The sequence below is a fragment of the Pseudomonas sp. FP1742 genome (assembly GCF_030687145.1).
GTDB classification, from domain to species: Bacteria; Pseudomonadota; Gammaproteobacteria; order Pseudomonadales; family Pseudomonadaceae; genus Aquipseudomonas; species Aquipseudomonas frederiksbergensis_D.
This window is the reverse complement of record NZ_CP117460.1, coordinates 1,206,671-1,225,606: the sequence shown is the minus strand read 5'-3', so window position 1 is coordinate 1,225,606 and position 18,936 is coordinate 1,206,671. Positions and strand designations below refer to the sequence as shown.

Genomic DNA, 18,936 nt, shown 5'->3' with positions numbered 1-18,936 from the left:
CATGCCGCGTTTTCTAGCTCCACTGCTGTTGCTGTGCCTGACCTTCAACGCCCACGCCGACAGCTACATCACCCGCCTGTTGAACAAACCAGTGCCGGGCGGCGTGGCAGTGGTGGATCTGGGCAACTCCGCCCAGGCGCCGAAAGCCAGTTATCAAGGCAAGCCCGTATTGGTGGTCAAGGAACAGAACAACTGGCTGGCCATTGTCGGCGTGCCGCTGACCGTCAAACCGGGCAGTCAGTCGATTAGCAGCGGCGGTCGTAACCTGAACTTCACCGTCGGCAACAAGAAATACCCGGAACAGCACATCACCCTGAAGAATACGCAGCAGGTCAATCCGAACCCGGAAAATCTCAAGCGCATCGAAGGTGAGTTAGCCGAGCAGATCCAGGCCTACCGCAGCTTCAGCCCGAATACCCCGAGCAACCTGCTGCTGGACAAACCGGTCAATGGGCCGCTGTCGAGCAAGTTCGGCGTGCGCCGTTTCTTCAATGGCGAAGAACGCAACCCCCACGCCGGCCTCGACTTCGCCGTGCCCGCCGGCACCCCAATCAAGACCCCGGCCGCCGGCAAGGTGATCCTGATCGGGAATTACTTCTTCAACGGCAATACGGTGTTCGTCGACCACGGCCAGGGCTTTATCAGTATGTTCTGCCACATGTCGAAGATCGACGTGAAAGTCGGCCAGCAACTGGCGCGTGGTGAGGTGGTCGGGAAAGTCGGCTCAACTGGCCGTGCGACCGGGCCACATATGCATTGGAACGTCAGCCTGAACGATGCGCGGGTGGATCCGGCGATTTTTATTGGGGCGTTTCAGCCATAAATAGTTGTCGAGGCTGATGGCCTCTTCGCGGGCAAGCCCGCTCCCACGGTTTGCGGGCTGAACTCCAGGTTTTGCTACGACAAAAAACCCTGTGGGAGCGGGCTTGCCCGCGAAGGCGGCCTGAGCATCACCGAAACCCGCAGACAACCTTCCTCCCCTCTCCTATCGATTGCGCACGGCCGAGACACTGCGCAAACAACAAAACGATCCAGCTCAATACGAGCAATAAAATCTCGCAAATGCCTGCTTTTCGAGTATTCCTCTCAAAGTTTTTCGACCGCTTGCCATCCTTTCCCCCCGCGGTTAGGGTTGAAGGCATGAAAACCTCTCACACCCTCATTCAGCTCCGCCAGCACCGCAGCCTGTGCCTTGTCAGCGCACGACTGCCAGGCTGAATCGCGGTGCCTCGTCCTACGCTTTACCCCCAGAACATTTGATCCACGGCAGGCCGCCTTTTTTCGGCCCACACAATAAGGATTTCCCGATGAGCATGCTCAAAGACCCGTCTTCGAAATACCGTGCGTTCCCGACCATCAACCTGCCGGACCGCACCTGGCCATCGAAGACCATCACCGCAGCGCCGATCTGGTGCAGCTCGGACCTTCGTGACGGCAACCAGTCGCTGATCGAGCCCATGGACGCGGTCAAGAAGCTGCGTTTCTGGAAAACCCTGGTGCAGGTCGGCGTGAAAGAAATCGAAGCCTCGTTCCCGGCGGCTTCGCAAACCGACTTCGACTTCGTGCGTACCCTGATCGAAGGCGGCCACATCCCGGACGACACCACCATTCAGGTGCTGACCCAGGGCCGTGAAGACTTGATCGCGCGCACGTTCGAATCCCTGCGCGGTGCCAAGAAGGCCATCGTTCACCTGTACAACGCGACCTCCCCTTCCTTCCGCCGCATTGTCTTCAACCAGGACAAGGACGGGATCAAGGCCATTGCCGTGAACGCCGCCAAGCTGTTCGTCAAATATGCCGCCCAGCAGCCGGAAACCGAGTGGACCTTCGAATACTCGCCAGAAACCTTCAGCGCCACCGAACTGGAATTCGCCAAGGAAGTCTGCGACGCGGTGATCGAGGTGTGGAACCCGACGCCTGCGCACAAGGTGATCCTCAACCTGCCTGCCACCGTCGAATGCGCCACCCCGAACATCTATGCCGACCAGATCGAATGGTTCGGCCGTCACATCAACCGTCGTGACAGCGTGATCATCAGCCTGCACACCCACAACGACCGCGGTACCGGCGTGGCCGCTACCGAGCTGGGCCTGATGGCCGGCGCCGACCGTGTCGAAGGCTGCCTGTTCGGCAACGGCGAGCGTACCGGTAACGTCGATCTCGTCACCGTGGCATTGAACCTCTACACCCAGGGCGTAGACCCTGAGCTGGACTTCTCCGACATCGACGGCGTGCGCAAAGTCGTCGAAGAGTGCAACCAGATTCCGGTGCACCCACGTCATCCGTACGTCGGCGACCTGGTTCACACCGCATTCTCCGGCTCGCACCAGGACGCCATCCGCAAGGGCTTCGCCCAGCAGAAACCGGACGCCCTGTGGGAAGTGCCATACCTGCCGATCGACCCGGCCGATATCGGTCGCAGCTACGAGGCGGTCATTCGCGTCAACAGCCAGTCGGGCAAGGGCGGTATCGCTTACCTGCTGGAACAGGAATACGGCATCAGCTTGCCACGCCGCATGCAGATCGAGTTCAGCCAGGTCGTGCAGCGTGAAACCGATCGCCTGGGCCTGGAGATGTCCGCCCAGCAGATCCACGCGCTGCTGCACAGCGAGTACTTGCAGGCCAACACCCCGTACGCGCTGGTCAGCCATCGCCTGCAGGAAGAAAACGGTCACAGCGCCGTGGAAGTCGAAGTCTCCAGCAAAGGCCAGGGCGAAACCAACCTGCACTGGCGCGGCAAGGGCAACGGTGCCCTGGAAGCCCTGGTGGCCGGTCTGCCGATCCCGGTTGAGATCATGGACTACAACGAACACGCCATTGGCGCGGGCACCAATGCCAAGGCTGCGGCCTACATTGAACTGCGGGTGAACGGTGAGCGTGCGGTGCACGGCGTCGGCATCGATGAAAACATCACCACCGCCAGCTTCAAGGCCCTGTTCAGCGCGCTGAACCGCTCCCTGAGCCAGCCGGAAGCGAAAGCGGCGTAAGCTTCACTGCAACGCAAAAGGCCCCGGGGTGAGCACCTCGGGGCCTTTTTTTGCCTGCTTTTTTGTATTGCCTGTACCGGCCCCTTCGCGAGCAAGCCCGCTCCCACAGTAAATTTTGGTGAACACAAAATCTGTGTTCACACCGATCAAGTGTGGGAGATTCTATGTTGCAGGACAACCCTGCAACGGTCGATTCGGTTGGTATTCGCTCTGGTTTTTCATCAGAGCGAACGCCACCCGGGCGAGTTTTCGGGCAAGGATTACCAGGGCCTGAGTCCTCTTGAAACCTCTGGCCAGGTACCCTTCATAAAATGGTTTCCAGGTCGCTGAACGACAGGCGGCCATGGCCGAGTTGTGGGCCAGACGTCGTATTTCCGGATCCCCTTTCTTGGTCAGACTGCGACTCCCCGTCTTTTTTCCCGAGTCATCGACCCTCAAGTCCATGCCCAAAAAAGCGATGAAGGCATTGCTGTCCTTAAACTCGCCACGCAAAAAAGCCGTCGCAAATCCAGTTGCCGTCAGTACACCAACGCCTTCAATGGCCTTGCAACGCTCAATATTTTCGGCGGCTCCGGCCTCTTTGCTCAGGTCACGCAGCTGTTTTTGAATGGCCAAATCCGAGCGCTTAAACGTCTCCATCAGACATTTCAGCTCTTCTTCCAGGCGCGGCTCATTGGCCCAGCTCTGAGCCAGGCTGACACGCGCCTTGATCAGTGCTGCCCGTCGATGAAGCAGGCTTTGCAGGGCCTTGTAAGCCTTGGGCGGCGGGCTCCAAGCGCGTAACCCACCCTGTTCATGCGCCAGATACCGAGCCAGAAGACGAGCATCACACGGATCATTTTTAGCTCGTTGGCCGACACTGCGGCGGTAATGACTCAAGCGATAACCGTCCACGACGTAGACCTGATGACCCAACTCATAGGCCAACTCAACCGTGTCCAAGTGGTAAATGTTGGTGGCCTCAACGGCAATGCCACTTTTGGCGGGCAGCGTCTTGAGCCAACGTTTGAGTGCTGCTCGATTATTGGAGATGGCTTGTGTGGTTTGCAGATCGGCGCGATAGACGAGCACCTCAGCCTTGGCCACATCAACACCCACGACCGCTTGCGAAGTAAGGATTGTCATGACGAATCCTCGGAGCTAGGGTTTAAGAGCTTGTTGGGGTCTACCGTTGCGCTGGCTTGTCTCTATCGTCGGCCTAGCCGATGAATTCCTTATTGGCGCTTTTAGGTAGAAGGGGTGGGACGAAGTCTCCCACGGTCTGTACTGGCTAGAGTCAGAATCGGGCTTTTAGTCCCACCCACCCCTTCAAGTCTAAACATACAAGCGGGCTTGCTCGCGAAGACGGACGGTCAGACAACGAGACTATCAAGTGAACTCGAAGGTATCCGCATCCAGATTCGCCGGGAACCGTGTGCGATACGCCGCCAGTTCCGCCGCGTCCAGCACGACCTTGAACACGCCATCGGCATCGCCTGCGCTGAGCAATGTCTCGCCCTGAAAATCCAGGACCTGACTGTCACCGGTATACGCAAAACCTTTGCCATCGGTACCGATGCGGTTCACCGCCGCCACATAGCAGAGATTTTCGATCGCCCGTGCCGGCAGCAAACGGTTCCAGTGCTGACGCCGTGCTCCCGGCCAGTTGGCGGTGTACAGCAATAAGTCAGTGTCTTGCGGGTCGCGACTCCAGACCGGGAAGCGCAGGTCGTAGCAAATCAGCGGCCGCACTCGCCAGCCCTTCAATTCGAACTGCACCTGACGCTCGCCCGGGGTGTAGTGGTTGTTCTCCCCTGCCATGCGGAACAAGTGACGCTTGTCGTAGTGCCACACCTCCCCGTCCGGCCGTGCCCACAACAGACGGTTGCGATGGCTGCCGTCAGCCGCCTGGACGATGATGCTGCCGGTCACCACCGCGCCCAGCTTCGCTGCCTGAGCCCGCATCCATTTACTGGTGGGGCCATTTTCCGGCTCGGCGAGGGCTTCCGATTCCATGGAGAAACCGGTGGTGAACATCTCCGGCAGGATGATCAGGTCCGCGCCACGAGCCTGTTCCAGCAGCGGCTCGAAATGCTCCAGATTGGCCTGACGATCGTGCCAGGCCAGGGTGGTCTGGATCAGCGCAAGATTCAGATTGGGCAGAGTATTCAGATCACGCATAGTTTTGCCGCTGCTTCACGCAGGGTCTCCTCACGCTTGGCAAAGCACAGACGCACCAGGCGCTGGCCTTCAGGTGGAGTCTGGTAGAACACCGAGATCGGAATGCTCGCGACGCCATGCTCGCGGGTCATCCACAGCGCCATCTCGACGTCATTGAGGTCCGGGCGAATCTGCGAGTAATCGACCAACTGGAAATAAGTACCGGCCACGCGGGTAAAACTGAAGCGCGACGGCGTCAGCAGATCGCAGAACAGATCGCGCTTGGCCTGATAGAAGCCCGGCAGCTCTTCGACGTGTTCCGGGTGTTCGGCCATGTAATCGGCCAAGGCGTATTGCAGCGGCGTCACGCCGCAGAAACTGACGTACTGGTGCACCTTGCGCAGTTCCGCGCTAAGGGCCGGCGGCGCCACGACATAACCGGTTTTCCAACCGGTAACGTGGTACGTCTTGCCGAACGAACTGACCACGAAAGCGCGCTGATACAGCTCCTCATGGGCCAGTACGCTGGCGTGAGGCACGCCGTCGAACACCAGGTGTTCGTAGACTTCATCGCTGATCACATAGATGTCGCGGTCGCGGATCAACGCCGCCAACTGATCCAGTTCGGCACGGCTGATCAGCGCACCGCTTGGGTTGTGCGGGGTATTGAGGATGATCATCCGCGTGCGCGGCGTAATGGCTTGGGCAAGCTTCTGGAAATCGATGGAAAAGTCTTTCAGACCCAGTTGCACATGCACGCAACGACCACCGGCCAGCTCCACCGAAGGTTCATAACTGTCGTAGGCCGGATCAAACACGATGACTTCGTCACCGCTGTGGATCACCGCCTGAATCGCGCAGAAAATCGCCTGAGTCGCGCCGGGAGTGACCGTCACTTCATTGTCAGCATCCACGTGGGCGCCATAGCTGCGAGCGATCTTCGCCGCGATCTGCTGACGCAACGCCAGCAAGCCGGTCATCGGCGAATACTGGTTGTGGCCACTGGCGATATGCCGACCGACCGCATCACGCAGGGCCTGCGGGCCGTCGAAATCGGGAAAACCCTGGGACAGATTGATCGCCCCGGTTTGCGCCGCGAGCTGAGACATCTGCGTGAAGATAGTGATGCCGACATTCGGCAGCTTACTGGTGATCATCGGTGATTCCCTGCGCTACACCCGGCTCTAACGGCGGCACGGGAGAGCCCGAGGATAGCCCAAACGGCGCCCATAAAAAAAGGCGCATAAAGCGCCCTTTCTGTAACCCGATCCTGTGGGAGCGTGGCTTGCCCGCGATGGTCACACCGTGGTGTGTCAGGTAGAACGCATTATCGTTCTTCGCGGGCAAGCCCGCTCCCACAGGAGCCGGGCAGTCGTGAATCAGCGCTTGTCGCGGCGCTTCTTGTCGGCTTTCTTGTGGTGACTCATCAAACGACGCTTCTTGTTGACCTGACGGTCGGTGAGCGAGTTCTTGTTGCCTTCGTACGGGTTCTCGCCGCCCTTGAACTCGATACGGATCGGCGTACCGACCAGCTTGAGTACACGACGGTAGGTGTTTTCCAGATAGCGCACGTACGACTTCGGCACTTTCTCGATCTGGTTACCGTGGATCACGATGATCGGCGGGTTCGCACCACCCAAGTGGGCATAACGCAGCTTGATCCGGCGGTTGTTGACCATCGGTGGCGCGTGCTCGCCGACCGCATCTTCCAGAATCTGGGTCAGGCGGTTGGTCGGCCAGCGGGTGACCGCGGACTTGAACGAGTTCTGTACCGACGCATAGAGATTACCTACGCCAGTGCCGTGCAGGGCCGAGATGAAGTGGATGTCGGCGAAGTCGACAAAGAACAGTCGACGTTGCAGCTCGACCTTCACGAAATCGCGCTCGCTCGGCGTCATGCCGTCCCACTTGTTGATCGCGATCACCAGCGCACGACCGGCTTCAAGGGCAAAGCCCAGCAGGTTGAGGTCGTGGTCCACCACGCCTTCGCGGGCGTCCATCACGAAGATCACCACGTTGGCGTCTTTGATCGCCTGCAGGGTTTTGACCACGGAGAACTTTTCGACTTCTTCGTGAATCTTGCCGCGCTTTCGCACACCAGCGGTGTCGATCAGCGTGTACTTCTCGTCGTTACGCTCGAACGGGATGTAGATACTGTCGCGGGTGGTACCAGGCTGGTCATACACGATCACCCGGTCTTCACCGAGCATGCGGTTGACCAGGGTCGACTTGCCGACGTTCGGACGGCCAATGATGGCGATCTTGATACCGTCTTTTTCGCTTGGGCCAGGAATGCGCTTGGCTTCCTCACCTTCGGCAACGATCTCTTCCTCTTCGCCTTCTTGCGGTTCTTCTTCGTCTTTCGGGAAGTCGCTCAGGGCGATTTCCAGCATCTGGGTGATGCCACGACCGTGGGCACCAGCGATCGGGATCGCGTGGCCCATGCCCAACGGGGCGAATTCGGCGCGGGCCATTTCAGGGTCGATGTTGTCGACCTTGTTGGCGACCACGTAGGAACGCTTGTTACGCTTGCGCAAGTGCTCGGCGATCATCTGGTCGGCGGCGGTAAAACCGGCCTTGGCATCTACCAGGAACAGAACGACATCCGCTTCTTCAATGGCCAGCAGCGACTGCTCGGCCATTTTTTCGTCCATACCGTGCTCGTCACCGGAGATACCGCCAGTGTCGACCAGAATGTAGGAACGCCCTTGCCACTTGGCCTCACCGTATTGGCGATCACGGGTCAGACCGGACAAGTCGCCGACGATGGCGTCGCGAGTCCTGGTCAGGCGGTTGAACAAGGTGGACTTGCCGACGTTCGGTCGGCCCACCAGGGCGATTACGGGAACCATGCGGCTCTCCACTTCGTTATTTCAGAAAATACAAAAGCCGCTGCGAGGCAGCGGCTGGTGCTCGGGGCAGCACTGTGAGAGCGGGCTTGCTCGCGAAAAAACGTAATAGCACCGCATTTACTCAGGTTGTACGTGTCATCGTTGACGCCCTTCGCGAGCAAGCCCGCTCCCACAGGTGAAGCCGCTTGGGGATCAACCCCAAGCATAGTTGTTACTTGATGGTCAGGGCTTCCAGTTTGCCGCTGTTGCCATACACATAAATCGTGTCACCCACCACCAGCGGACGGGCACGCAGGCCGTCGCTGTCGATGCGCTCGCGGCCGACGAAACGACCGTCCACCTGACTCAGCAGGTGCAGGTAACCTTCCAGGTCACCGACTGCAACGTAGCTGGAGAACACTTCCGGAGCCGACAGTTGACGGCGGGCCAGCGAATCGTTGCTCCACAATGCAGTGGTGGAACGCTCGTCGACGCCTTCAACAGTGCCCGAAGACAGGCTCACGTAGACGCTGCCAAAACCCTGGGCGACACCGGCATAACTGGAAGCATCACGCTGCCAGAGCTGACGACCGCTTTCCAGGTCCAGTGCCGCGACGCGACCCTGGTAGCTGGCGACATACAGTGTACCGCCGGACAGCAGCAAGCCACCGTCGATATCGACCACACGCTCCAGCTCCGAACGACCTTGTGGAATCGCTACACGCTGTTCCCACACCGGCACGCCGTTGGAAATATCCAGAGCGACCACTTTACCGGTCGACAGGCCAGCCACCGCAAGGCGGTTGGTGACGATCGGTGCGCTGGTGCCGCGCAGGGTCAGGACTGCCGGCGTGCTGTCATACAACCAGCGCTGGTTGCCGGTGGCGGCGTCCAGACCGATCAGACGGTCATCCTGGGTCTGCACCACAACAACGTCACCGTTGGTGGCCGGCGGCGCGAGAACTTCGCTGGTCACGCGAGCGCGCCATTTCTCTTCACCGCTGCTGGCATCCAGGGCAACGATTTCACCCTTGAGCGTGCCGATCATGACCAGACCGTAACCCACGCCAACGGCGCCGGAGACAGGCAGTTCGAGATCTTTCTTCCATTTGATGTCGCCATTGCTGCGATCCATCGCCATCACCACACCGGTGACGTCGGCGGCATAGATGGTATCGCCATCGATCGCCGGAACCAGCATGTTGTAGGTTTCGCCCTGACCGTTACCGATCGAACGACTCCACTGCTTGTGCAGAACCACTTCTTCTTTGAAGTCGGTCAGCTCGGCCGGTGGCAATTCTTTTTTGCTGTTGCTGCTGCAACCCGCGGCCAGAATGGCCAGAGCCAGCAATGCTGCATGTTTCCAACGGATCACGTCACGCATCCCCTTTGGCCAGGTCGTCCAGCTTGATTTGTAGGCCACCGACCGCCGCTTCATCCGACAGTGCCGCCTTGGCTTTTTGATACGCCGCGTTCGCTTCGTCGGTACGGCCCAGCTGCACCAGCAGGTCGCCCTTGAGTTCTTCACGAGTGGCCAGGAAGGCCTTGTCGGCATCGCCTTCGAGCAGTTTCAGGGCTTCATCGACCTTGTTCTGCGCGGCCAGTACCTGCGCCAGGCGCTGACGGGCGACTTCACCCAGTGCCGGGTTGGCCGGTTTGTCGACAATGGCTTTCAGCTCGCTGGCTGCGTCGTCGAGCTTGCCGCTGTCGACCGCGACTTTCGCCACGAACAGGCTGCCGTATTGCGCGTAAGCGGTGCCGCCGAACTCGCTGTTGAGCTTGCCGGCCAGATCCGAAACACGTGCAGCATCAGGCTTGCCGTCAGGCGTCAGCGTGGTTTCCAGCAATTGCTGGTAGAGAATCGAGGCGCCTTGCGACTGATTGCTCTGATACTTCTGAAAGGCCTGCCAGCCGAATACGATGACCAGCGCCAACAGGCCGCCAGTGACCAGGGGCTTGCCGTTGCGTGTCCACCAGTCCTTCAACTCCGCCAGATGTTCGTCTTCGGTACTCGACACCCCAATACTCCTTAATCGCTAAATCGGCTGTTTGACAGCTTCAACCCTGCACGACGCAGGTGGCCAGGTGTGCAGCAAGCGCATCCCAGGCAATGCTTTGTTGTTCGCCCTGGCCACGCAGGGGTTTGAAACCTACCACTTGCTGGGCCATTTCGTCGTCACCGAGGATCAATGCGTACAACGCACCGCTCTTGTCGGCTTTCTTGAACTGGCTTTTGAAGCTGCCGGCACCGGCATTGACTTGCAGGCGCAGGTTGGGCAATTGATCACGCACCTTTTCGCTCAACGTCAGGGCAGCCAGTTCGGCGGCCTCGCCGAAGGCACACAGGTAGACATCGACCTGACGGGAGATTTCTTCCGGGATCTGTTCAAGGGTTTCAAGCAGCAGTACCAGGCGTTCGATACCCATGGCGAAACCTACGCCCGGGGTCGGCTTGCCGCCCATCTGCTCCACCAGGCCGTCGTAACGACCACCGGCACACACGGTGCCCTGGGCGCCCAACTGGTCGGTGACCCATTCGAAAACGGTCTTGCTGTAGTAATCCAGCCCGCGAACCAGCTTCGGGTTGATCACATAAGGAATGCCGGCGGCGTCCAGGCGAGCCTTGAGGCCCTCGAAGTGCACGCGGGATTCTTCGTCGAGGTAGTCGGCCATTTTCGGCGCGTCGGCCAGCACCGCTTGAGTGTCGGTGTTCTTGGTATCCAGGACCCGCAGCGGGTTGGTCTTCAGACGGCGCTGGCTGTCTTCGTCCAGTTGATCCAGGCGAGCGGTCAGGTACTCGACCAGTGCTTCGCGATAACGAGCGCGGGATTCGGCAGTGCCCAGGCTATTGAGCTCGAGCTTGACCGCATCGCGGATACCCAGTTCGCCCCACAGGCGCCAGGTCAGCACGATCAACTCGGCGTCGATGTCCGGACCGTCGAGGTTGAAGACTTCGCAACCGATCTGGTGGAACTGGCGATAACGACCTTTCTGTGGACGTTCGTGACGGAACATCGGGCCGATGTACCAGAGTTTCTGCACCTGGCCACCGCCGGTGATGCCGTGCTCGAGCACCGCACGCACGCAGGCCGCTGTGCCTTCAGGGCGCAGGGTCAGGGAATCGCCGTTGCGGTCTTCGAAGGTGTACATCTCTTTTTCGACGATGTCGGTCACTTCACCGATCGAGCGCTTGAACAGCTCGGTGAACTCGACGATCGGCATGCGGATCTGCTTGTAACCGTAGTTATCCAGCAGACGCGAAACAGTGCCCTCGAAATGACGCCACAGGGGAGTCTGTTCGGGCAGGATGTCGTTCATGCCACGAATGGCTTGCAGAGACTTGCTCACTTTAAATCCTTAAATTCGTTCGGCTCTTTAGTCAGAGTCAGCCGCGAGCGATTACAGCTGCGTCAGCTTCGACCTTTTCGGCCGCTTTCTGCCGGATCAAGCGTTCAAGCTCATCCACCAGATTGTCATTCGTCAGTTTCTGCGACGGCTTGCCGTCGATGTAAATCAGGTTTGGCGTGCCGCCGGTCAAGCCGATATGGGCTTCCTTGGCTTCGCCCGGCCCGTTGACCACGCAACCGATTACCGCGACATCCAGCGGCACCAGCAGGTCTTCGAGGCGCCCTTCCAGCTCGTTCATGGTTTTGACCACATCGAAGTTCTGCCGCGAGCAGCTCGGGCAGGCGATGAAGTTGATGCCACGGGAACGCAAGTGCAGGGATTTGAGAATGTCGTAGCCGACTTTCACTTCCTCGACCGGGTCGGCCGCCAACGAGATGCGAATAGTATCGCCAATCCCTTCGGCGAGCAGCATACCGAGGCCCACCGCGGATTTCACTGTGCCTGAACGCAAACCACCGGCTTCGGTAATCCCCAAGTGCAACGGCTGGACGATTTCCTTGGCCAGCAAGCGGTAGGCTTCAACGGCCATGAACACGTCGGAGGCTTTTACGCTGACCTTGAAGTCCTGGAAATTCAGGCGTTCGAGGTGTTCGACGTGACGCAGGGCGGACTCGACCAGCGCAGCGGGAGTCGGCTCGCCGTATTTCTTTTGCAGGTCTTTTTCCAGGGAACCGGCGTTGACGCCGATGCGGATCGGAATCCCGCGATCACGGGCGGCATCGACCACCGCACGCACGCGGTCTTCACGACCGATGTTGCCCGGGTTGATACGCAGGCAATCGACGCCCAGTTCGGCTACGCGCAGAGCAATCCGGTAGTCGAAATGGATGTCGGCCACCAACGGCACTTTGACCAGCTGCTTGATCTTGCCGAAGGCTTCGGCGGCGTCCATGTCCGGCACCGAGACCCGTACGATATCGACGCCAGCGGCTTCCAGACGATTGATCTGGGCCACGGTGGCGGCCACGTCATTGGTATCGCTGTTGGTCATGCTCTGCACGGCGATGGGCGCATCGCCGCCAACAGGTACGTTACCGACCCAGATCTTGCGGGATTCGCGACGCTTGATTGGAGATTCGCCGTGCATGACTTATTGACCCAACTTCAGGCGAGCAGTCTCGCCACTGGTGAACGGAGCGACATCAACCACTTGCCCGTTGTAGCTGACCTGCGCGCCACGGGCGAAGCCCAGACGCACGGCAAAGGGCGGTTTGCCGCTGACGGAAACACTTTCGCCTTTACGCTTGAGACCACTCAACAGCACCTTGCCGGTGCCGTCGGTCACTTGCGTCCAGCAATCGGCGGTGAATTGCAGTTGAACCTGGCCTTGCCCGGCTACCGGAGCAGCTGCGGGTGCGGTCGGAGCAACCGGAGCCGCGACAACCGGTGCCGGCACAGCGGGAACCGCCGGGGCCGGCGCTGCCGCGACAACCGGGGCAGTGCTGTGGGCCGGAGCCGCAGGCGTGGCCACCGGGGTTGCTGGAGCTGGAGTCGGTGCGCTCGCTTCGGCGCTGGCTGGTTCCTCGGCCGATGTCTCGGCCTGAGGCAACGCGAGAGGTGTTTCACCTTCAGCCTGACCTTGTGCGACGGCCTGGTCTTCCGGCTCGTCCAGCGGATGAATCTGGGTGGTGCCGTCGGCGCCTTCGACTTCAACGTGTTCCGGGGTCAGGCTGACCAGGTCCTTGGTGCGCAGAGAGGTTTGATCCTGCCACCAGACAAAACCACCGCCAATCACCGCGATCAGCAACAGCAGGCTGACAATTCGCAAAATTGTGTGCGAAACCCGAACCGGCTCTTCGATACGCCCCAGGCTGTGGACGTTGCTGCCCTGGGAGTCGGTACCGGTGGATTGATCGAACTGCTGAACCAGAACGGCCTGGTCCATGCCCAGCAATTTGGCATACGCGCGAATATAACCACGAGCAAAGGTATGGCCAGGCAGCTTGTCGAAAGCGCCGGCTTCCAGATTACTCAGGGAATTGACGGTGAGGTTGAGCTTGAGGGCCACTTCGGCCAGCGACCAGCCATTGCTTTCGCGGGCCTGGCGCAAAGTCTCACCGGGGTTTACGCGATTCGCTGCTACAACTTCGGGATGCGCCGCTTTCATCATTGCTCCGACAGGTATTGCTGATATTCCGGCGTACCGGGATAGAGTCGTTTTAGTTGCAGGCCTGCACTAGCGGCCTTGTCGCGATCTTCGAACACTTTTGCCAGCCGAACGCCGAGCAATAGACTACGTGCATTTTGCTCGCTGAGCAGGCTAAAACGATCGTAATAGTCACGCGCGGGCACATAATGCCTGTCTTCGAAGGACAACTCAGCCATTTCCAGCAAGGCACGTGGCTGTTGACGGTTCAAACGCAATGCTTTTTCCAGTTGCTGACGGGCGAGATCGCGCTGACCAAGCTTTGAAGCGGTCATGCCTAGGTTCTCGAACACCCGCGAACGCTCAGGATACAGGGTATCGGCGGCGGCCTGTTCAAAGCGCTCGTACGCCTCTTTGTAACGTTTTTCTTCGAACAGAAAACTGCCGTAGTTGTTCAGGATTCGCGCGTCGGCGGGACGAGAAGACAGCGCCTTGAGAAAATGCTGATCGGCCAGTTCCGGCTCCATTTCCGCCTGGAACACCAGCCCCAGAGCCGCGTTGGCGTCAGGATCCGAGTCATCCAGCTCCAACGCCTTCTTCAAAGGGACCTTGGCGCGCTCTGTCATGCCCTGCTGCAAGTACCCCAAGCCCAGCTGCACGTAGGCGGCGCGCGCTTCGTCACGGCCCTTGCTGGTCTTCATCGGGTTGAAATCGCCCGACAGGACACATCCAGCACAGAGGCTGGCCAACAGCACAAGCAGCGCGAAGCGCAGGGACATAGAGATCCTCTCTTAATTATTGTTCGCAGCGTTTTGCGCCATATCGTTGTCGGCGCTCAACTCACGCACGGCGATATAACGTTCACTGCGACGGGTGCGATCCAGCACCTGTCCTACCAATTGGCCACACGCGGCATCGATGTCTTCACCGCGGGTTGTGCGCACGGTGACGTTGAAGCCGGCATGGTGAAGCTGATCCTGGAAACGGCGAATCGCGTTGTTGCTCGGGCGCTCGTAACCGGAATGCGGGAACGGGTTGAACGGAATCAGGTTGATCTTGCACGGGATGTTCTTGAGCAACTCGATCATCTCAACGGCATGTTCGACCTTGTCGTTGATGTCCTTGAGCAAGGTGTACTCGATGGTCAGCACACGCTTTTCGCCCAGGGACGACATGTAGCGCTGGCACGACTCCAGCAGCATCTTAAGCGGATATTTCTTGTTGATCGGCACCAATTGGTTACGCAATGCGTCATTCGGTGCGTGCAACGACAACGCCAGGGAGACGTCGATGTGCTTGGACAGCTCATCGATCATCGGCACCACGCCCGAAGTGGACAGGGTCACGCGGCGCTTGGAGATCCCGTAGCCCAGGTCATCCATCATCAGATGCATGGCGGCCACGACGTTGTCGAAGTTCAGCAGCGGCTCACCCATGCCCATCATCACCACGTTGGTGATGGCACGGTCGACGGTTGCCGGGACGCTGCCAAAGGATTTGTTGGCAATCCACACCTGGCCGATGACTTCGGCGGCGGTGAGGTTGCTATTGAAACCTTGCTTGCCGGTGGAGCAGAAACTGCAATCCAGGGCACAGCCTGCCTGGGACGAAACGCACAATGTGCCGCGTTTGCCCTGGGGAATGTAAACGGTCTCGACGCAGCTGCCGGACGCCACGCGCACCACCCACTTACGGGTGCCGTCGCTGGAGATGTCCTCGCTGACCACTTCCGGACCACGAATTTCAGCAACGGCCTTGAGCTTTTCGCGCAAGGCCTTGCTGACATTCGTCATGGCGTCGAAATCATCGACGCCAAAGTGGTGAATCCATTTCATTACCTGACCGGCACGGAAACGCTTCTCCCCGATCGAGTCGAAGAATTTCTCCATTTCCTGCTGAGTCAGACCCAGCAGGTTGGTTTTTACAGTCGATGTAGTCATGGATTCACCTTCACTCTTAAGCCAATGCTTAGCGAGCGGTTACTTCAGTAGCTGCGAAGAAGTACGAGATTTCGCGAGCAGCAGCGGCTTCGGAGTCCGAACCGTGTACAGCGTTGGCGTCGATCGAATCAGCGAAGTCAGCGCGGATGGTGCCTGGAGCAGCTTCTTTAGGGTTGGTAGCGCCCATCAGCTCACGGTTCAGAGCGATAGCGTTTTCGCCTTCCAGAACCTGAACGACAACCGGACCGGAAATCATGAAAGCAACCAGGTCGTTGAAGAAACCACGAGCGCTGTGCTCAGCGTAGAAGCCTTCAGCTTCGGCTTTGGACAGTTGCTTCATTTTCGAAGCTACAACGCGCAGGCCAGCGTCTTCGAAACGGGAAACGATCTTGCCGATCACGTTTTTAGCAACGGCGTCAGGCTTGATGATGGAGAAAGTACGTTGAACAGCCATGGTGTAACTCCAGAAACGGTAATTTGCGAAAAATTAAACCCGCGAATTATACGCGGGTTCTTTGGTATTGCCTAACTGCGTACGGTGCAGACTCAGTCCGCTTCTTCGATCCAGGCGGCCTGAATGGCTTCAAGCACCTTCTCGCCACCGCGGGCCGGATCATCACTGAACTCCGGCAATGCCAGCACCCACTGGTGCAGATCGACGAAGTTCACATAACGCGGGTCCACATCCGGCTTTGATTCAGCCAGCTGGATCGCGATTTCCAGCACATCAACCCATTTCAGGCTCATGAAAGCTCCTTGAATCAGTGCGGCGCTTCGGCTGCATGGTTGAGCGAGTATTTCGGAATTTCGACGGTCAGGTCTTCAGTCCCGACCTTTGCCTGACAGGCCAGACGCGACTGGGCTTCCAGCCCCCAGGCCTTATCAAGATAGTCCTCCTCCAGCTCATCAGCCTCTTCCAGCGAGTCGAAACCCTCACGAATGATGCAGTGACAAGTGGTGCACGCGCAGACGCCGCCGCAGGCACTTTCCATCTCGATATGGTGTTCATGGGCCAGCTCGAGAATGGATATGCCAGGCTCAGCCTCCACAACCATGCCTTCCGGGCAGAACTTCTCGTGTGGCAGAAAAATGACCTGCGGCATCAGTTATCCTCGATTTCATTCAAATTGCGCCCCGCCAGAGCGGCTTTCACCGTCGAGTCCAGGCGGCGGGCAGCAAACGCATCGGTCACTTGCGACAGACGCTTGGTCTGCTGCTCGATGGCGTAACCATCGGTGCCTTTCATCAATTCGGTCAGTTCCTGCATCTGCATTTCGATGACCATGCGCTCCTCGGCGTCGAGCAGGCGCTCGCCGTCGACATCCAGAGCGCCCTGCACGGCCTCGATCAGGCGCTGGGCATCGACCTGCTGCTCACGCAATACCCGGGCGACCTTGTCGTCGTTGGCGTGCTGGAACGAATCCTTGAGCATCTTGGCGATTTCGCCGTCGGTCAGGCCGTAGGACGGCTTGACCTGAATACTGGCTTCGACACCCGAACCCAGTTCGCGGGCCGAGACACTGAGCAGACCATCGGCATCGACCTGGAAGGTCACGCGAATCTTCGCCGCACCAGCAACCATCGCTGGAATGCCACGCAATTCGAAGCGCGCCAGGGAGCGGCAGTCGCTGATCAGCTCGCGCTCACCCTGCAATACGTGGATCGCCATGGCCGACTGGCCGTCTTTATAAGTGGTGAAGTCCTGGGCCCGGGCGACAGGGATGGTGGTGTTGCGCGGAATCACCTTCTCCATCAGGCCACCCATGGTTTCCAGCCCCAGGGACAACGGAATCACGTCGAGCAACAGCAGTTCGCCGCCGTCACGCTTGTTGCCGGCCAGGGTATCGGCCTGGATCGCGGCACCGATGGCCACGACTTGATCCGGGTCGATTTCGGTCAGCGGTTCACGACCGAAGGCTTGCGCAACGGCTTCGCGCACGCGCGGCACGCGAGTCGAGCCGCCGACCATGACCACCGCATGAACGTCTTCCAGCTCAATGCCGGAATCACGCACCGCGCGACGACAGGCTTTCAGGCTGCGGGCGACCATCGGCTCGATCAGCGCATTGAACGCTTCACGGGTCAGCCCCGCCTTCCAGTCGCCATACGCGACTTCGACGGACGAGGCACTGGTCAGGGCTTCTTTGGCCGCACAAGCGGTTTGCAACAGATTGCGTTGCTCGCCCGGATCGAGGTCGGCCGACAGACCGGCACTCTCGATAATCCAGCCAGCAATGGCGTGATCGAAGTCATCGCCACCCAACGCACTGTCGCCGCCGGTAGCCAGCACTTCGAATACACCGCCGGTCAGGCGCAGAATCGAAATATCAAAGGTGCCGCCGCCCAGGTCATAAATGGCAACCAGGCCTTCAGCCTGTTGATCCAGTCCGTAAGCCACCGCAGCAGCGGTCGGTTCATTGAGCAAGCGCAGCACGTTCAGGCCGGCCAGCTTGGCCGCATCCTTGGTGGCTTGACGCTGAGCATCATCGAAATAGGCCGGAACGGTGATCACTGCGCCGACCAGTTCGCCACCCAAGGTCGCTTCAGCGCGCTGACGCAGCACCTTGAGGATATCGGCGGAGACTTCGACCGGGCTTTTCGGGCCTTGCACCGTGTCGATGAACGGCATGTGCGACTCGCCGTCGACAAAGCGGTACGGCAGCTGATCGCCCAATTGCTTGACGTCGGACAGACCACGACCCATCAAGCGCTTGACCGACAACACGGTATTCAAAGGATCGGTGGCGGCAGCCAGTTTCGCCGACTCGCCGACTTCGACGCGATCGGCGTGATAGCGCACGGCAGACGGCAGGATAACCCGCCCTTGCGCGTCGGCCAGAGGCTCGGAAAGACCACTGCGCAACGCAGCGACCAGCGAATTGGTAGTGCCCAAGTCGATCCCCACAGCCAGACGACGCTGGTGCGGTTGAGGACTTTGGCCGGGTTCGGCGATCTGCAGTAGGGCCATCGTGATCAGGACTTATCTGTATATCAGGCGTGCGACCGGAGCGGCACTGGGTTAATCGTCGAGGCGCTCTTCTAACTGGCGCACTTCGTAGGTGAGCTTGTCGAGGAACTGCATGCGCCGCATCAGGCGTTCGGCCCGTTCGCGTTGTGCCGCATCGTTCCAGCAAGCTGCGAAGCTTTGGTTCAGTTCATCCTGAGCTGCCTTGAGGCGGCGCTTGAACGTGGCGATACCCGCCATGTCGGCGCTGTCCTGCAGATCCTCAAGCTCTTCACGCAACTCCATCTGCTGCAGAAGAAACTCCGGATCATGCACCGTGACCTCCAGCGGCAACTCGCCACCACTCAATGCGAGCAAATATCGCGCGCGCTTGGGGGGGCTTTTGAGCGTCTGGTAGGCCTCGTTGAGGCTCGCGGATTGCTCGAGTGCCAGCCGCTGCTCGCGCTCGGAAGCGTCGGCAAAGCGGTCCGGATGAACGCCGCGCGCCAACTCACGGTAGCGCGTAGCCAGCTGATCGAGGTCCAGATTGAAACTCGGTTGCAGCTCAAATAGAGCGAAATGACAAGGAGTACCCACGAGT

At 59.4% G+C, this 18,936-nt stretch carries 18 protein-coding genes; 2 read left to right on the top strand and 16 right to left on the bottom strand.

All coding sequences use genetic code 11. From position 1 onward, the window contains the following. The first annotated feature begins 1 nt into the window (after nt 1). Both PSH64_RS05360 and leuA read left to right on the top strand, forming a co-directional pair. The gene (locus PSH64_RS05360) at nt 2–823 is read left to right on the top strand and encodes a peptidoglycan DD-metalloendopeptidase family protein (protein ID WP_305480165.1); all 822 of its coding nucleotides are present in this window, start codon (nt 2–4) and stop codon (nt 821–823) included. 484 nt (nt 824–1,307) lie between these two features. After that, the gene (gene leuA / locus PSH64_RS05355) at nt 1,308–2,987 is read left to right on the top strand and encodes a 2-isopropylmalate synthase (RefSeq protein ID WP_305480164.1); all 1,680 of its coding nucleotides are present in this window, start codon (nt 1,308–1,310) and stop codon (nt 2,985–2,987) included. Between the two features lie 162 nt (nt 2,988–3,149). Here the strand turns inward: leuA and PSH64_RS05350 are convergent, their stop codons facing one another. The 16 genes from PSH64_RS05350 to hscB all read right to left on the bottom strand — a co-directional run bounded on the left by PSH64_RS05350 (nt 3,150) and on the right by hscB (nt 18,932). Continuing rightward, complete coding sequence (locus PSH64_RS05350; RefSeq protein ID WP_305478208.1) at nt 3,150–4,112, bottom strand: transposase; 963 nt, start codon at nt 4,110–4,112, stop codon at nt 3,150–3,152. 243 nt (nt 4,113–4,355) lie between these two features. Next, nucleotides 4,356–5,147: an amidohydrolase gene (locus PSH64_RS05345; protein WP_305480163.1), complete on the bottom strand. Its 792-nt coding sequence runs from the start codon at nt 5,145–5,147 to the stop codon at nt 4,356–4,358. Beyond that, entirely contained in the window at nt 5,135–6,283 is a 1,149-nt protein-coding gene (locus PSH64_RS05340; RefSeq protein ID WP_305480162.1) for a pyridoxal phosphate-dependent aminotransferase, read from the bottom strand. The genes PSH64_RS05345 and PSH64_RS05340 overlap by 13 nt, the downstream gene beginning before the upstream one ends. 222 nt (nt 6,284–6,505) lie before the next feature. After that, on the bottom strand, nt 6,506–7,978 hold the full coding sequence (gene der / locus PSH64_RS05335; protein ID WP_018927059.1) for a ribosome biogenesis GTPase Der: 1,473 nt from the start codon (nt 7,976–7,978) through the stop codon (nt 6,506–6,508). A gap of 211 nt (nt 7,979–8,189) precedes the next feature. After that, the gene (bamB, locus tag PSH64_RS05330; protein WP_305480161.1) at nt 8,190–9,341 is read right to left on the bottom strand and encodes an outer membrane protein assembly factor BamB; all 1,152 of its coding nucleotides are present in this window, start codon (nt 9,339–9,341) and stop codon (nt 8,190–8,192) included. Then, nucleotides 9,334–9,975, bottom strand: coding sequence for a tetratricopeptide repeat protein (locus PSH64_RS05325; RefSeq protein WP_305480160.1), 642 nt, complete (start codon nt 9,973–9,975; stop codon nt 9,334–9,336). Before PSH64_RS05325 ends, bamB begins: the two co-directional genes overlap by 8 nt. 40 nt (nt 9,976–10,015) lie before the next feature. After that, complete coding sequence (gene hisS / locus PSH64_RS05320; RefSeq protein ID WP_305480159.1) at nt 10,016–11,305, bottom strand: histidine--tRNA ligase; 1,290 nt, start codon at nt 11,303–11,305, stop codon at nt 10,016–10,018. A gap of 37 nt (nt 11,306–11,342) precedes the next feature. Further along, the gene (gene ispG, locus PSH64_RS05315; RefSeq protein ID WP_003185136.1) at nt 11,343–12,452 is read right to left on the bottom strand and encodes a flavodoxin-dependent (E)-4-hydroxy-3-methylbut-2-enyl-diphosphate synthase; all 1,110 of its coding nucleotides are present in this window, start codon (nt 12,450–12,452) and stop codon (nt 11,343–11,345) included. 3 nt (nt 12,453–12,455) lie between these two features. After that, a complete protein-coding gene (locus tag PSH64_RS05310) occupies nt 12,456–13,472 on the bottom strand; it encodes a RodZ family helix-turn-helix domain-containing protein (RefSeq protein WP_305480158.1) in 1,017 nt (338 codons plus the stop codon). Continuing rightward, on the bottom strand, nt 13,472–14,230 hold the full coding sequence (gene pilW, locus PSH64_RS05305; protein WP_105340224.1) for a type IV pilus biogenesis/stability protein PilW: 759 nt from the start codon (nt 14,228–14,230) through the stop codon (nt 13,472–13,474). Before pilW ends, PSH64_RS05310 begins: the two co-directional genes overlap by 1 nt. 12 nt (nt 14,231–14,242) lie before the next feature. Continuing rightward, nucleotides 14,243–15,391 (bottom strand): 23S rRNA (adenine(2503)-C(2))-methyltransferase RlmN, encoded by a 1,149-nt coding sequence (gene rlmN / locus PSH64_RS05300; protein ID WP_105340223.1) that lies wholly within the window; start codon nt 15,389–15,391, stop codon nt 14,243–14,245. A 28-nt stretch (nt 15,392–15,419) separates the two neighbouring features. Further along, the gene (gene ndk, locus PSH64_RS05295) at nt 15,420–15,845 is read right to left on the bottom strand and encodes a nucleoside-diphosphate kinase (RefSeq protein WP_105340222.1); all 426 of its coding nucleotides are present in this window, start codon (nt 15,843–15,845) and stop codon (nt 15,420–15,422) included. A 92-nt stretch (nt 15,846–15,937) separates the two neighbouring features. Continuing rightward, complete coding sequence (gene iscX, locus PSH64_RS05290; RefSeq protein WP_007929528.1) at nt 15,938–16,138, bottom strand: Fe-S cluster assembly protein IscX; 201 nt, start codon at nt 16,136–16,138, stop codon at nt 15,938–15,940. A gap of 14 nt (nt 16,139–16,152) precedes the next feature. Continuing rightward, nucleotides 16,153–16,494, bottom strand: a complete 342-nt coding sequence (gene fdx / locus PSH64_RS05285; protein ID WP_018927066.1) for an ISC system 2Fe-2S type ferredoxin — start codon at nt 16,492–16,494, stop codon at nt 16,153–16,155. Next, on the bottom strand, nt 16,494–18,359 hold the full coding sequence (hscA, locus tag PSH64_RS05280; RefSeq protein ID WP_105340221.1) for a Fe-S protein assembly chaperone HscA: 1,866 nt from the start codon (nt 18,357–18,359) through the stop codon (nt 16,494–16,496). The genes fdx and hscA overlap by 1 nt, the downstream gene beginning before the upstream one ends. A 51-nt stretch (nt 18,360–18,410) precedes the next feature. Then, nucleotides 18,411–18,932: a co-chaperone HscB gene (gene hscB, locus PSH64_RS05275; protein WP_018927068.1), complete on the bottom strand. Its 522-nt coding sequence runs from the start codon at nt 18,930–18,932 to the stop codon at nt 18,411–18,413. Nucleotides 18,933–18,936 lie beyond the last annotated feature (4 nt).